General features: G+C 66.7%; 10 protein-coding genes. 3 read left to right on the top strand and 7 right to left on the bottom strand.

Going from position 1 to position 14,566, the window contains the following annotated elements:
- Positions 1-18: 18 nt before the first annotated feature.
- Positions 19-825 (bottom strand): SDR family NAD(P)-dependent oxidoreductase, encoded by an 807-nt coding sequence (locus FFS23_RS08485; protein ID WP_137898258.1) that lies wholly within the window; start codon positions 823-825, stop codon positions 19-21.
- A gap of 71 nt (positions 826-896) precedes the next feature.
- On the opposite strand from FFS23_RS08485, the gene FFS23_RS08480 reads away from it, so the two are divergent.
- Positions 897-1,334 (top strand): winged helix-turn-helix transcriptional regulator, encoded by a 438-nt coding sequence (locus FFS23_RS08480; RefSeq protein WP_137898257.1) that lies wholly within the window; start codon positions 897-899, stop codon positions 1,332-1,334.
- An 18-nt stretch (positions 1,335-1,352) separates the two neighbouring features.
- Here the strand turns inward: FFS23_RS08480 and FFS23_RS08475 are convergent, their stop codons facing one another.
- The 5 genes from FFS23_RS08475 to FFS23_RS08455 all read right to left on the bottom strand — a co-directional run bounded on the left by FFS23_RS08475 (position 1,353) and on the right by FFS23_RS08455 (position 9,147).
- Complete coding sequence (locus FFS23_RS08475) at positions 1,353-3,659, bottom strand: TonB-dependent receptor (RefSeq protein ID WP_171009430.1); 2,307 nt, start codon at positions 3,657-3,659, stop codon at positions 1,353-1,355.
- Between the two features lie 219 nt (positions 3,660-3,878).
- Positions 3,879-6,239, bottom strand: a complete 2,361-nt coding sequence (locus FFS23_RS08470; RefSeq protein ID WP_137898256.1) for a glycoside hydrolase family 31 protein — start codon at positions 6,237-6,239, stop codon at positions 3,879-3,881.
- Between the two features lie 114 nt (positions 6,240-6,353).
- A complete protein-coding gene (locus FFS23_RS08465; protein WP_137898255.1) occupies positions 6,354-7,865 on the bottom strand; it encodes a tryptophan halogenase family protein in 1,512 nt (503 codons plus the stop codon).
- A complete protein-coding gene (locus FFS23_RS08460) occupies positions 7,862-8,596 on the bottom strand; it encodes a DUF6445 family protein (RefSeq protein WP_137898254.1) in 735 nt (244 codons plus the stop codon). The genes FFS23_RS08465 and FFS23_RS08460 overlap by 4 nt, the downstream gene beginning before the upstream one ends.
- A gap of 5 nt (positions 8,597-8,601) precedes the next feature.
- Positions 8,602-9,147 (bottom strand): hypothetical protein, encoded by a 546-nt coding sequence (locus tag FFS23_RS08455; RefSeq protein ID WP_137898253.1) that lies wholly within the window; start codon positions 9,145-9,147, stop codon positions 8,602-8,604.
- 215 nt (positions 9,148-9,362) lie between these two features.
- Here FFS23_RS08455 and FFS23_RS08450 point away from each other — a divergent pair, with 215 nt between their 5' ends.
- Entirely contained in the window at positions 9,363-10,763 is a 1,401-nt protein-coding gene (locus FFS23_RS08450) for a family 43 glycosylhydrolase (protein WP_212742931.1), read from the top strand.
- Positions 10,764-10,880: 117 nt separating this feature from the next.
- Here FFS23_RS08450 and FFS23_RS08445 read toward each other — a convergent pair whose 3' ends face one another.
- Positions 10,881-13,670, bottom strand: coding sequence for a TonB-dependent receptor (locus FFS23_RS08445; protein WP_137898251.1), 2,790 nt, complete (start codon positions 13,668-13,670; stop codon positions 10,881-10,883).
- A 191-nt stretch (positions 13,671-13,861) separates the two neighbouring features.
- Between FFS23_RS08445 and FFS23_RS08440 the strand changes: the two genes are divergently transcribed.
- Positions 13,862-14,539 (top strand): FadR/GntR family transcriptional regulator, encoded by a 678-nt coding sequence (locus FFS23_RS08440; protein ID WP_245640722.1) that lies wholly within the window; start codon positions 13,862-13,864, stop codon positions 14,537-14,539.
- Positions 14,540-14,566 lie beyond the last annotated feature (27 nt).

Here is a 14,566-nt window from a genome sequence, read left to right as displayed (position 1 = left end):
TCGGGCGCCCCTTTTGCGTCAGGCGTCTACCGAGACGCGATAGCGGGCGGCGGGGCGGTTGCCGCCGAGCACCGGCACCATCGCCGCGCGCGCCTGATCGGCGGCGATCCACAGCCCCTCGTCGGCGAGCGGTGGGATCGTCACTTCCTCGCGCGCGTCGAAGCCGACCAGCGCGGCGTCGACGAGGTCGCCGACCTCCATGACGATCTCCGTCGGGAAACTGTCGATGTCGATCCCCGAGCGTTCCCAGATCTCGGTGCGCGTCGCGGCGGGCAGCACCGACTGCACGTAGACGCCGCGATCGCCGAGCTGGCGGTTGAGCCAGCGGCTGACGGTGAGCAGATGCGCCTTGGTGCCGTTATAGGCGCCGTCGAACGTCTCGACGACCTGCGACAGCACCGACGAGACGTTGACAATCGCGCCGCCGCCGCGCGCCGCGAAGGCACGGCCCGCCGCAGCGGCGAGCCGGGTCGGGGCGGTGACGTTCAGCGCGATCAGCCGCGTGATCGCCTCCGGCTCGGCGGTGAGCAGATTGCCGGTCAGGCTCATCCCCGCATTGTTGACGAACAGGCCGATGCGCGCGTCCTCCGTCAGCCGCGCCTCGACGCGGGCGATATCGGCCTCGTCGGTGAGATCGGCGCGCAGCACCGTGACGCTGCGGCCGGTTTCGGCGTGAAGGCGATCCGCGAGTGCGGTCAGCCGTGCTTCGTCGCGCGCGACAAGGATCAGGTCGTGGCCACGGCGGGCCAGCCGGTCGGCATAGGTGGCGCCGATGCCGGCCGAGGCGCCGGTGATCAGGGCAGTGGGCAGGGGGGTATCGGTCATCGCGCATCTCCTTCACCCCGCATCCACGCCGGGTGACTTGCGAAAAGATAGAGAGTCACTATCTTATTGCAATGGACTGTGAAGGATTATCCAAAAGCGACTGCCCGCTCGGCCGCGGTATCGCCCGCGTCGGTGATGGCTGGAGCATGCTGGTGTTGCGCGACGTGGCGCGCGGCGTGCATCGCTTCGACGCGTTGCAGAAGGGGCTGGGGATCGCGCCCAACATCCTGACGCGGCGGCTGGCCGCGCTGGTCGAGGATGGGCTGCTGGAACGGCGGCGCTATTCGGAGCGGCCGCCGCGCCACGACTATGTGCTGACCGCGATGGGGCGGGACTATCTGCCGGTGCTCCATGCGCTCGGTGCGTGGGGGGCGCGGCATTTCGGCGATGAGACGATCGTGCGGCTGGTTGCGGCGGACGGCCATGTCGTCGAGCCGGTGGTGATCGACGCGGTCACCGGCACGCCGCTTGCGGAGATGGACCTGACGGTAACGGCGGCGGCGCCGTGAGACGCCGCCGCTATCGGCTCAGCGGAACTTGCCGCTGACCGAGACGCCGATGATCCGCGGTTCGTTGAACACCGCGGCCATGTAGTTCTCGATCACGCCCTTCAGGTTCTTCTCGTTGGTGATGTTGCGGGCGAAGGCGGCGATTTCGTAATTGTCGTCCGGCGTGGTGTAGCCGATCTTCAGGCCGCCTTCGAAATTGCCCTTCGCGTAGAATTCGCGCGTCTTGTAGAGCACGAAATTGGTGTAGCCTTGGATGTTCCAGTCGGTCGCGACGAACAGCTTGCCGTCATTGGCGAGCGGCAGGTCGTACCGCGCGGTGGCGTCGAGGTTCCAGCGCGGCGCGTTGGGCAGGGGGTTGCCGTCGATCTGCGCGAAGACGTTGCTGCCCACGCGGATCGTCGGATCCTGTACGGTGCAGACCACCACGCCGTTGAGGATGCAGACCTGCGCATAGACGCGCTTGTCGCGGATCTTCGACGCCAGCGCGCTCGCGCCGAGCGTTAAGGTGAGGTTCGGCACCGGGCGGAACTGCGTGTCGATCTCGACGCCATAGGCACGCGCCTTGTCGGCGTTGAAGAGCACGCCGTTGCCGTTGACGTCATTGCCGTTCAGCTGGATGTCGTTGACCGTATAGGTGAACAGCGACGAGTTGATGCGCAGCCGGCCGTCGAGGAAGACGCCCTTCGACCCGATTTCATACGAGGTGATCGTCTCGCTGTTCGCGGTCGAGAAGGGCGAGTTGAACACCGCCGAACGCCCCTGGATCGTCGGGCCGCGGAAGCCGCGCGCGACGCGGGCGTAGACGCTGTTGCGCGGATCGAGCTGGTACAGCGCCGAAACGTCCCAGCTCGGCTCCTTGCCCTCGAGCCGCACCGCGGTGGGGGCGGTCGCCGGGAACAGGCTGGCGGTGCCGGTCGCGTTCAGCACCGGCTTGACCAGCGTCGTGCGCTTGACGTCCTCGGTATAGCGGCCGCCGGCGGTGATCGTGAAATCTGGCGTCACCTTGAAGCTCGCCTGACCGAATGCCGCCCAGCTGGTGTTGATGTCGCGCAGGCGCACCCAGTTGTTCGGGTTGCGGGCCGCGGTGTTCAGGAAAAAGCTGCGCTGGTAGAATTCGGTCGTGTCGTTCTGGCGGAAGTAGAAGCCGCCGACCTGCCAGGTGAAATGCTGGTCGGATTGCGAGGCGAGGCGGACCTCCTGCGTATATTGGCCGAGCGCGCGGATATTGCCCTGGCTCTGGCCGAAGCCGTTCGCCACGCCGTTGACCGGGAAGTTCGCCGCCGCGCCGCCGTCGGTGTCGCCGCGGCTGTAGCCCGAGGTGGTTTCATAGGCGCTGATCGAGGTCAGCGTGACCGGGCCGAAGTCATAGGCCGCGTTCACCGAGCCGCCGTAGGTGTCGTAATCCTGCGGGTTGTTGTCGCCCTCGTCGAGCGCGATGCTGCTCCGCGGCTCGGCCGAGACCGAGTTCGAGCCCTTGCGGAGCGCGGCGCGGTGGAAGATCGTCGAGGTGCCGTGATAGCCGCGGGCGTGGCCCGAGACGTTGACCGAGAAGGCCTCGGTCGGGGTAAGCAGCACCTGCAGGCGCACGTCGCGCTCGTCGAAACCGCCCATCGCATCCTTCTGCGGGGTGCGCGTGCCGTCGGCGCTGACCCCGGCGAAGCGGTTGTCGACCCAGTCGTTGCGATGCTGGATCAGGCCGGACAGTCGCACCGCGACCTTGTCCTGAATGATCGGACCGCCGACGCCGGCGTCATAGGTGAAGGTGCCAAGGCTGCCCGCCGACGCCGACATGCGGCCCTGCCACGTCTGGCTGGGGCGGATCGTGTCGAACTTGATGATGCCGGCGGTGGTGTTGCGGCCGAACAGCGAACCCTGCGGCCCGCGCAGCACCTCGACCTGGTTGACGTCGTAGACCGGGTTCGACTTCAGCACGACATGTTCGAGGACGACGTCGTCCTGGATGATCGACACCGGCTGGCTGGCGCCGAGATAGAAATCGATGTTGCCGAGGCCGCGGATGTAGAAGCGCGGGAAGATGCGCCCCGTCGTCGTCTCGATATACAGGCCGGGAACCCGGCCGGAGAGCGACAGGATGTCCTCGCCGCCCGCCTGGAAGGTGCGCAGGTCGCTGCCGCCGACGACAGCGACCGACAGCGGCACGCGCTGCAGGTTTTCCGAACGGCGCTCGGCGGTGACGACGATGTCGCCGAGATCGCCGCTGGCGTCCTGCGTCGCGGTCGTATCGGTCGCGGCGGCGTCGGTCGCCGGCGTCGCGGTCTGGGCGAGCGCGGGCGCGGCGAAGCCGGCGGCACCGAGCAGCAACATGGTCTTGAGCAAACGCGTGGTCACGAAGGTCCCCCTGATGGTTACGGGGAGCCGCCGCCGGGCGGGACGCCAGGATATTCCCTTGGCGCGACCTGCCGGCGATGATGGCGACCGCCCCCCGGCGGATCTTCGCGCTAGTCGGCGATTGTGTCGGCTTCGTGAAATTACGTGTCTGAAAAGACACACCTTCCCCGTTTTCGACGGAGAAGGTGTGGCGGCTTATTTGCCCTGCACGACGCGGACCAATCCGGCGGCATCCTGCCCGGTCGGCAGGCGGCCCGACGCGGCGAGCTTGCCCGTTGCCTGGCTCCAGCGCAGCGTCGCCGTCCTGCCGCCGGTCTTGCGATTGGCGTTGGTGACGCCGTCATCGTCGTAGAGCGTGAAGCTCGCGTCGCGGCCGGGATAGACGCGGATGCTCTCCAGCGGCTGCGCGGTCGCGGTGCTCGGCACCTGCACCCCCATCGGCACGATCGATCCGGCGCGGACGAACAGCGGGATCTTGTCGATCGGTGCCGCCGCGTCGATCGTCTGGCCGCCGGTGTAGCGCCGCTCGGTCCAGTAATCGTACCAGTCGGCGCCGGCGGGCAGATAGACCTTGCGGCTGGTCACGCCCTGATCGGTGACCGGCGCGACGAGGAAGGCGGGGCCGAACATATATTGGTCGCCGATCGTCGCCACCGCGGGATCGTTGGGGAAGTCCATGAACAGCGCGCGCATGAACGGCGCGCCGGTCTGCGCGGTCTGATGCCCCAATGCGTAGAGATAGGGGATCAGCGCATAGCGCAGCCGCAGGAAGCCGGCGAGCACCGGCTCGGCGGCGGTGCCATACTCCCATAGCGCGGTGCCGGCACGCTGGCCGTGGATGCGCAGCGTCGGCGTGAAGCTGTTATAGGCGAACCAGCGCGTGAACAGCTCGGGGTAATCGGCATAGCTCGGCGGCATCGCGGTCGCGCCGGCAGGGTCGAGCAAAGGCGCGCGCTCGGCCTTGGGGCCGGCGGGGTTCTGCCAGCCGCCGGTGTCGCTGCTCCAATAGGCCATGCCGGTGGCGGTGAAGCCGAGCCCGGCGGGCACCTGCCGGCGCAGCGCTTCCCAGGTCGATTGCACGTCCGACGACCAGAAGAGGGCGCCGTTGCGCTGCGTGCCGAGATAGGCGGCGCGCGACAGGATCAGGTTGCGCATGTCGGGCCGGTCCTTCGCCGAGCCTTCCGCGACGCTGCTGGTGTGCACCAGCGGATAGAGATTGTGGTAGCGGTCGCCCGAGCCGATCGAGAATTGGTGGCCGTCGGGGACGAGGTCGGGCTCGGTCTCGTCGAGCCAGAACCAGTCGAAGCCCTGGCTGGCGATATTGTCGCGGATCTTGGTCCAGAACCATTGCCGCGCGTCGGGATTGGTCGAATCGAGCAACGCGCCGGCGCGGTCGGCGCGGATCGGCAGGCCGTCGACGACGCTGCCGTCCTTGTCGTGGAGCAGCCAGCCCTTGGCGCCGAGGAAATCGTAATAGCGCGACTCCCGCTCGAAGCGTGGCCAGACGCTGATGATCGAATGCATCCCCAAATTGTGGAGCGTATCGTTCATCCCCTTGGGATCCGGGAAGAAGGTCCGGTCGATGTCGAGCTGGCCCATCCGCGACCAATAGAACCAGTCGAGCACCATCACGTCGAGCGGCAGGTTGCGCTGGCGATAGCCCTGCGCGACGTCGAGCAATTCCTTCTGCGTCTCGTAGCGCGCCTTGGACTGGATCAGGCCGAACGCCGCCTTGGGCGGCAGCGGGGTGGCGCCGGTCAGTTTCGCATAGCCGGCATAAAGCTGGTCGGTGGTGTCGCCGGTGATGACGAAGAAGGATACGCGCTCGCCGACGTTCGACTGCCAGTGGGTGGCGTTGTGCAGGCCGGGCGAGACCGTCGTCGCCGAGGCATTGTCCCAGACGATTCCGTAGCCCTTGTTGGTGACCATGAAGGGGACGCAGACGCTCTCGCCGGCGGGGGCATCGTAATTGTGGCGGCAGTCGATCGTGCGGCCCTTGAGGTCGAGCACGCCCTCCTGGTTCTGGCCGAGGCCGTAATAATGTTCGCCCGGCTGCACCGCGAAGCTGGCGCCGACGCGAAAGGTCTTTTCGTCGTTGACGGTGTGCGGCGCCATTTCCCAGCCGGTCATGTCGAGCAGGGTGCGGCCGTCGGCACCGCGCACCGAGATCGCCACCGGCGGCAGCGACGGCGCGAAATAGCGCTGCATCTGCGTCGGCGCCTTGGGCCAGGGCTGCGCGGCGACGGTCAGGGTCAGCGCCGGCGAGGCGAAGACGTCGCCGCTCGCGTCGGTGCGGTGGCTCCAGCCGGCGGCATCGGGCTTGGCGTTGGGGCCTTCGCCCGGCGGGGCAACGGCGAGCGCCTTGTCGAGCGCGATCGTCACCCGGACGATGTTGGGAGCATAGGGTTCGATCGAGACGATGCCACCGTTGCGGTCGACGATCGCCAGCGGATCGGCCGCGGCAGGCAGCGCGGCGAGCGATGCGATCGCCGTCCCCGCGGCCAGCAGATGGCGCAGAAGGCCTGGCTTGCGGATGGCGCGCGTCGGCTGAGTCATCGAATCTCTCCCCCCGGACCAATCACTTGCCCGTTCCGTCTTTTACTTATGAGGGGATCGTTCACCCGTGCAAGCGGCAACCGTGGCTAGCCCTACCTTCGTCGCGCTTTGCGGCTAGCGTGGCGCGCGGCAGTGCCGCGCGATGAAATCCTGATGCGGCGGCATATGGGCGGCGGCGGCGGCGGTGACCTTGCCGATCCGGTCGAGCGCCGCACGCGCATCGGCGAGCGGCAGGGCGGCGCCGAGCGGATCGTACCCCGACGCGGTCAGCCCCTGGCCGTCCATTACCGCCAGCCAGCTCGTCTTGGTGAACAATTCGTCGGTCTCGCGGAACACGCGGCCGGTGCGGCGATAGATGGCGATCCGCTCCGCCAGCGTGTCCGGGATCGGCATCTCGGCGAGCCGTCGCCAATAAGCGGTGTCGCGGCGACCGGTGGCGTGGAAGTGGAGGATGACGAAGTCGCGGATGCTGTCGAACTCGGTCGCCATCAGCCGGTTGTAGCGGCGGATGTCGGCAGGCTCGAACGCGCGCGTCGGCAGCATCTCGAGCAGGCGCGCGATGCCCGACTGGATCAGATGGATGCTGGTCGACTCCAGCGGCTCGAGAAAGCCGCCGGACAGGCCGAGCGCGACGCAATTGCGCACCCAGAGCGCCGATCGCCGCCCCGCGCGGAAGCGCAACGTGCGCGGCTCGGCCAGCGCCTCGCCTTCGAGATTGGCGAGCAGGGTCGCGGTCGCCTCGTCTTCCGAGATATGGTCGGCGGCGAAGACATAGCCGTTGCCGACGCGATGCTGCAGCGGGATACGCCATTGCCAGCCGGCGGCGCGGGCGGTGGCGCGGGTATAGGGCGGTGGCGGCCCGGTGACCGCGCTCGGCACCGCGGCCGCGCGATCATTGGGGAGCCACGCCGACCAATCCTCGAACCCCGCACCGAGCGTGTCGCCGAGCAGCAGCGACCGGAATCCCGAACAGTCGACGAACAGGTCCGCCTCGACCCGTCCGCCGTCGGCGAGCGTCACCGCCTCGATGAAGCCGTCCGCACCGCGCAGCACGACGTCGACGACCCGCCCCTCGCGGCGGACGACGCCGGCGGCCTCGGCGCGACCACGCAGGAAGCGGGCATATAGCGCGGCGTCGAAGTGGAAGGCATAGCCGATATGCGCCAGTGGCGTGTTGCCGGGCTGCGGCCGCATGAATTTGCCCGTGGCTGCGGCGGCCGCGCAGATCGAATAATCGGACAACGGACCCGCCGCGCCCTCGGCTTGCAGCCGTCGCCACAGCGCCTCGAACGGCACCGCGCCGAGATCGATGCCGTAGACGCCGAACGGGTGGAAATAGCGCTGGCCGAGCGCGCGCCAGTCGACGAATTCGATGCCGAGCTTGAACGTGCCGCCGGTCGCACAGACGAAATCGTCCTCGTCGATGCCGAGCAAGGCGTTGAACGCCTGGATCGGCGGGATCGTCGCCTCGCCGACACCGACGGTGCCGATCTCCTCCGACTCCACGAGCGTGATCGCCGGACCGTGCGGGCCGAGCACGCGCGCGAGCGCCGCCGCCGCCATCCAGCCGGCGGTGCCGCCGCCGATGATCGCGATGCGGCGGATCGCGCCGTCTTGCCCGCTCATGCGCTCGCCCGGCATTGGAGGAACAGATTGCCGGTCAGCCGTCCGCGCCGCGGATCGGCGGCGGCGTCCGGCAGATGCGCGATCAGCCCCGAATGGAGCAATGCCGCGCGATAGAGCACGAGCCGGTCGCAGCGTGCCGCGACCGCACCGATCCGCTCGAAGCGCGCGTCGGACTCGATCCGATAGCCGGGCGGCGGTGGATCGGCGCGTTCGCGGTCGAGCGCGGCGTGATAGGCCGGCAGGCGTTCGGCATCGATCGTCTCGAACCCGGTGGCGCGATGGCGGAAGAAGCCGGTGCCGTCGGCATTGTCCGGCGACAGGAAATGCACGGTCGCGAATTGCAGCCGGTCGGCGGTGTCGACGTGCGGGACGCGCTGGTCGGGGCTCAGCGCATCCGCCGGCGTGGTGACCAGCGAGAAATTGCCGCGCGCGCGTGCCGGCACGACCGGGCCGGTGCCGAAATGCGCGGCGATCAGCGGCAGCACGAAGCGCACCATCGCATCGAGATAGCCGACCGGTGCCGGGCCGAGCAGTCCGGGATAGCCGCTGCCCGCGCGCGCCGCGTCGGTGAACCGCGCGCGCGCGGTGATCTCGACCAGCGCCGCCGGGTCGCCGCTGGCGCCGTCGATCACCACCACCGGCTCACGCTCCTCGCCGACGCGCAGGATCTCGATCGCGCCGGGAGCGGCGAACCAGGGCGTGGCGGCAGCATGCGGCGCGGCGGTCGACATCGGTGTCAGAACTCGTTGTTGATATAGAAGACGAAGCCGCGGCTGCCGTCGCCGGCATCGGCGACGAGCACCGGCCCCGGCGTATAGCCGCGGGCGAGCAGATCATGCTCGAACTGCTTGTCGCGAAAGGCGGTCACCATCGTCGCCTCCGTCTGCCCCGCCGGCAGCGGCCCCGCAACCTCGCAAGCGGTCCGCACGCAACTGACGTGGACGGGCGCGGCGGCGGCGAAGACCGGCAGGCGCGCGACTGCGGCGGTCATCGCCACCTCCACCGGCGCGGCGGCGGCGGCTGGCGGCGGCTGCGTCGTCATCACCGCCGCCATCATCCGCACGTCGCCGCCGCGACGATCGTGCTTGGCGAGCGTCTCGACCAGTTTGCGCTCGGGCCGCTCGCGCACCGGCGCGGGTGAGGCGCTCGGCGTGGCAGTGGGGCGGACGACGGTGACCGGTGCGCTGACCACCGCGACCGCCGCGGGGGGCGATGCGGGCGGACGGGTCCGGTGATGCACGGCATAGCCGCCGGCGAGCGCCAGCGCTGCGGCGGTGGACACGGCGGCCCAGCCTTTCCTCTGCATAATCCTCTCCCCTGGCATGATCGTCCTGCCTGTTGTCCGACATGATAGAGGAAGGTCTGGCGCTGTAAAGCTGGCGAAACCCACGGAAATGCGATGGTAGCGCTAGCGTTGGCGCCTCGGTCTATTCTCAACATGACATCCATATGTCATACATAATTGCCGACGGAGATCGGCTGATGAGGAGAGGAATGATGTTGAGAAAAACTCTGGCGCTGGGCGCCGCGATGGTGGCGCTGGCGCTGCCCGGCGTCGCCTGGGCGAGCGCGCAGACCGTCAACAACGGCTCGCAGTTCGTCACCACGACGGGCGGGCAGATCGACGCGCACGGCGGCGGCGTCATCAAGGTCGGCAGCTATTATTATTTCCTCGGCGAGAATCGGAACCCGGATTATTCCTTCCGTGCGGTGTCGATGTACCGATCGACCGATCTCAAGACCTGGGAATTCCGCAACGACGTGCTGAAATCCTCGTCGGCGAGCGAGCTGAACGGCGCCAACATCGAACGGCCAAAGATCCTCTACAATGCCGCGACCCGCAAATACGTGCTGTGGGCGCATTGGGAGAATGGCAAGGACTATGGCGAGGCGCGCGTCGCGGTGGCGACGTCGGACACGGTCGACGGCAATTACACCTATCTCGGCAGCTTCCGGCCACTCGATTATGATTCACGCGACATGACGGTGTATCAGGACAGCGACGGCACCGGCTATCTGATCTCGTCGTCGAACGTGAACTACGACCTCAACGTCTACAAGTTGAGCGCGGACTATACCAAGGTCGATTCGCTGCTCACCGTCATCAAGGGCTATCATCGCGAAGCGCCCGCGCTGGTCAAGCGCAACGGCGTCTACTTCCTGATCACCTCGGGCGCCACCGGCTGGAACCCCAATCGCGCCGCCTATTTCACCGCGACCAGTCTCGCCGGGCCGTGGACCGGGCCGACCTATTTCGGTCACGACACCACCTACAATTCGCAATCGACCTATATCCTGCCGGTGCAGGGATCGAGCGGCACGTCCTATCTCTACATGGGCGATCGCTGGGGGCCGGCGATCGGCCAGATCGTCAACGATTCGACCTATGTGTGGCTGCCGCTGACCTTTCCGACGAACACCTCGCTCGATTTCACCGGCACCGCGTCGCAGATCACGATCGATGCGGCGGCGGGCACGATCGCGCTCGGCTCGCCCAACACGCAATTGGTCAAGATGCAGGTCGCGCACAGCGGCCAGTGCGCCAACATCAGCAACGATTCGCCTTACTATAACGGCACGGCGATCCAATGGACCTGCACCAACACCAGCAACGAACTGGTCGAGCGCCGTCCGATCGGCAATTACACGCAATATGTCGTGCAGCGCAGCGGGCTGTGCCTCGCCCAGGCGGACGACAACGGCAGCGGCGGCGCGGTGGTGCAGACCTCCTGCTCGATCGGCGACAAGTCGCAATGGACGTATAACGGCACGACGATCGTCAACCGCGCCTCGGGCTCCTGCCTCGACGTCAACGAAGCCTCGACCGACACGGGCACCAAGCTGATCGTCTGGCCGTGCAACGGCGGCGGCAACCAGCGCTGGACGATGATCAACTAAACGACAGGCGAACGGACCGGCCGCGGCCCCCCCGGCCGCGGCCGTTTTTTGTTCCTGTGCGCCGGGCACAAGAAAGCCGGCGCGATCCGAAGACCGCGCCGGCAGTGGGGAAGCCGTTTAGTAGGTGGCGCGCAGCGACAGGCCGAAGCGGCGGTCGTTGAGCTGATATTGCAGCGGCTGCGCGGCGGTGCCGATGTAGGTGACGTTCATCCGGTTGGTGAGGTTCACCGCATCCGCCGACACCGCGACATGATCGGTGACATTGACGCTGATCGACGCATCCAGCGACGCATAGGGCTTGGCATATTGCGGAATGCCGTTGGCGCCCGCGCCGGTCGTCTGATCGAGATAGCTCGACCGCCAATTGTAGGCGAGGCGGGCGGTCAACGGTCCCTTTTCGTACAGGCCGATCAGATTGTAATTGTGCTTCGACAGCTTCTCCAGCGGCACCTGCGTCGGGATGTTCGATCCAGCCGTCGCGAACGGATTGCTGACGTTCGAGTCGACATAGGTGTAATTGGCCTGGATACCGAACCCGCTGAGCAGGCCGGGCAGGAAGTCGAAGAACTGCTGATAGCCGATCTCGGCGCCCTTCACCGTGCCATTGCCGGAATTGAGCACGGTATTCACGTCATAGGCGCGACCCTGGAAGTTCTGGACCACCACGCCGCTGGCGAGGAAGCCGTCGACCTTCTTGTAGAACAGGCCCGCGGTCAGCGACCCGGTCGGGGCGAAATACCATTCCGCGGTCAGATCGTAATTGTCCGACTCGATCGGGTTGAGCCGCGGATTGCCCGAATTGGCGCTCGGTCGACCGGTGATCGGGCTCACCTGATTGGGGTTGTTGAGCGTCAGGTTGGTCGACAATTGGTCGAAATTCGGCCGCGCGAGACCCTTCGAATAGGCGAAGCGCATCTGGATCTCGTCGGTGAACCGTGCCCGCACGTTGAAGCTCGGCAGCGCCCGGGTGTAGCTCTTGTCGATCGAGAGCGGCGAAATCGTGCCGTCCGAGTTGAAGAGCGTACCCGACGAGACGACCTTGGTCTTCACCAGCCGGACGCCGGCGCCGCCATCGAAGCGGACGCCGCCAGCTTCGAAGGCGTAATCGGCGATGCCCCAGGCGGTGTAGGTCTTCTCGTTCTGCGAATTGAGATCGCCGGGCGTGAACGCGTCCTTCGTCTTCGCGCCGAAGATCGCATAGAGCGCCTTGGTCTGCGCCCACACGCCATTGGCCTGCGGGAAGGCGGGGTAGAGCAGGCCGCCGGTGACGCTGTTGCCGTCGAAGAAGTTCTTCGAGGGGCCGGGCATCGCCAGCTGCGGATTCTGGGTGAGCGGGATGAACGGCGTTCCCGCCGGTGCCGAGCAGCTGCCGTCGGGACCGGTCTGATACAGGCAGACGCCGTTCCAGGTGCCGCGCAGATCGATCGAATTGTCCGAATAGCGGGCGCCGCCGCGCAGCTTCTTCAGGAAGCCGCCCTCGAGATCATATTCAAGGTCGTAGGACAAAGCGAGCTGATCGGCGTCGTTGCGCTGGAGCGAATCGGCGATGAACGTCGTCGCATATTTGCTTGGATCGGTCAGCAGCGCCTTGTTGCGCACGTCCCAGCGTGGCCGGCTGCCGCGCAGATCGAAATCGACGATCTCCTGATTGGGCGCGTTCGCCTCGGTCTGCCCCGCGGCGGTGAACAGCGACAGGACGTTGCCGTTGCGATCGGCGTTGTAATAGCTCTTGAGATATTGCGCGTCGAAGTGGATCTTCGCGCGGTCGGTCGGGCTCCAGTCGGCGCCCAGCGTGAAGTTCTGGCTCTGGCTCCACAATTCCTGGTCGAAGCGGCCGGTCTCGAACAATTGGTTCTGCAGCGCGCCCGACGTGGCATAGCCTTCGTCGTTGAAGGTGAAGGTGGCGCTGGGCAGCGGCCGCGACTGCGTCCCGCCATTGACCGAATAATAATAGGCGCCGCGGCGGTTGAACCAATATTTGGTATATTGATACTGACCGGTCAGCAGCAGATTGTCGGTCGCCTGCCACTGGAGGGCGCTCGCGATGCCGAGCCGGCGACGGTCGCCGAGATCGTCATACACCTGGAAGCCGAGCGGCGCCTTGGCATTGGCCGGCGCGCCCGTGATCGAACCGGCCGGGATCGGCTGCTGCTGGTTGGCGAGGATGCCGTCCTGCCGATATTGGCTCTTCGAATAGACCGCATTCACCAGGAAGCCGATCTCGCCGATGCCGGTGTCGAAGCGGTTGCTGTACAGGCCCGACACCGAATATCCCGGTTTGTCGACGCGGTCGTAGTAATTGCCGCGCGCGGTCAGGCTGACGACCTGCTTGTCCGAATCGAACGGCCGGCGGGTGCGCAGATTGACCGCGCCGCCGACGCCGCCTTCGATGATGTTGGCGGGTGCGTTCTTGTAGACGTCGACGCCCGACAGCAGTTCCGGCGGAATGGCTTCGAGGTCGAAGGCACGGCCGCCGGAGGCCGAATAGACCGCACGGCCGTCGAGGAAGTTCTGCACCTGGGTAAGGCCGCGCACGGTGATCGCGGGCGAGGTACGGTGATCGAAGTCGGTCGCGCCTTCGCCGTAGCGGCGCTGGATCTGCACGCCGGTGACGCGCTGCAGCGCCTCGGTCGTGTTCACGTCGGGCAGCTTGCCGATGTCCTGCGCGCTGATCGAATCGACGATCTGGTCGGAATTGCGCTTGATCGCCTGCGCCGACCGCAGGCTGGCGCGGACGCCGGTGACGATGATGTCCTGATCGTTCGTCGGATCGCTCGCCGCCTGATCGCTGGTCTGCGACACGGTGCCGGTTGCTTGTGCGGCCGGTATCGTCGTCTGTGCATGCGCCGCGCCGGCCAGTGCGACGAACGATGCGCCCGCGAACAGACGCACGTAAGTGCCCTTCATGGTCCCTCTCCCCAATAATACCGACATGAGTGCCGTGTAATGTCCTACATATAACGAGTCGGATTATGCCGGACAAATGAAATTTGCAGGTGGATCGGTTGCGGCCTATCGATGGGACGGCGATCCCTCGCCATGCCCTTGGGAAGGTTCATAAAAAATTGGCGAAACGCGAACGGATCAGGCCAGCGCACGTGACGATCGCGCGGACGCTCGGCGTCGCGATCGTCACCGGCGACTATACGCCGGGCGAGACGATTCCCGGCGAGTTCGATCTTGCCGACCGGTTCGGCGTGGCGCGCAACGTCATCCGCGAGGCGCTGCGTATGCTGACCGCCAAGGGCTTGATCGAAAGCCGGCGCAAGACGGGAACGCGGGTCCGCGAACGGGTCGACTGGAACCTGCTCGATACCGAGATGCTCGGCTGGATGTTCGAGGGCGAACCGCCGGTCGGCTTCGTCAAAAGCCTGTTCGAACTGCGGCTGATCGTCGAACCGGCCGCCGCCGCGCTCGCCGCGACGCATCGCACCGCGCGGCAATTGTCGCGACTCGGTCACGCGCTCGAACTGATGACGCACCACGGTCTGGAGAGCGTCGCGGGTCAGGCGGCGGACGAGCAATTCCACGCGGTATTGCTCGAGGCGACCGCCAACGAGCTGCTCGGCAGCCTGTCGAGCAGCATCTCGTCGGCGGTGCGCTGGACGACGTTCTTCAAATATCGCGTCGTCGCCGATTACATCGATTCGATCCCGCAGCATCAGGCCTTGTTCGAGACGATCGCGCGCGCCGACCCGGCGGCGGCGCATGCCGCGGCGACCGCACTGATCGAACAGGCGCAGCGCGATACCGAACAGGCGATGCGGATCGCTTGATCCAAGTTGCATCTTGACCGTCTCCGC

This window comes from Sphingomonas sp. 2SG (genome assembly GCF_005503285.1).
Lineage (GTDB): Bacteria > Pseudomonadota > Alphaproteobacteria > Sphingomonadales > Sphingomonadaceae > Sphingomonas > Sphingomonas taxi.
Note: the sequence above shows the minus strand (reverse complement) of the source record. Positions and strands in the feature narration are given on the sequence as shown.

Bases quoted from the DNA above. Each gene is read 5' to 3' on its own strand.
- FFS23_RS08450 (WP_212742931.1), top strand. From the start codon at position 9,363: ATGTTGAGAAAAACTCTGGCGCTGGGCGCCGCGATGGTGGCGCTGGCG.
- FFS23_RS08475 (WP_171009430.1), bottom strand. From the start codon at position 3,659: ATGTTGCTGCTCGGTGCCGCCGGCTTCGCCGCGCCCGCGCTCGCCCAG.
- FFS23_RS08485 (WP_137898258.1), bottom strand. From the start codon at position 825: ATGACCGATACCCCCCTGCCCACTGCCCTGATCACCGGCGCCTCGGCC.
- FFS23_RS08460 (WP_137898254.1), bottom strand. From the start codon at position 8,596: ATGTCGACCGCCGCGCCGCATGCTGCCGCCACGCCCTGGTTCGCCGCT.
- FFS23_RS08465 (WP_137898255.1), bottom strand. From the start codon at position 7,865: ATGAGCGGGCAAGACGGCGCGATCCGCCGCATCGCGATCATCGGCGGC.
- FFS23_RS08470 (WP_137898256.1), bottom strand. From the start codon at position 6,239: ATGACTCAGCCGACGCGCGCCATCCGCAAGCCAGGCCTTCTGCGCCAT.
- FFS23_RS08480 (WP_137898257.1), top strand. From the start codon at position 897: ATGGACTGTGAAGGATTATCCAAAAGCGACTGCCCGCTCGGCCGCGGT.
- FFS23_RS08445 (WP_137898251.1), bottom strand. From the start codon at position 13,670: ATGAAGGGCACTTACGTGCGTCTGTTCGCGGGCGCATCGTTCGTCGCA.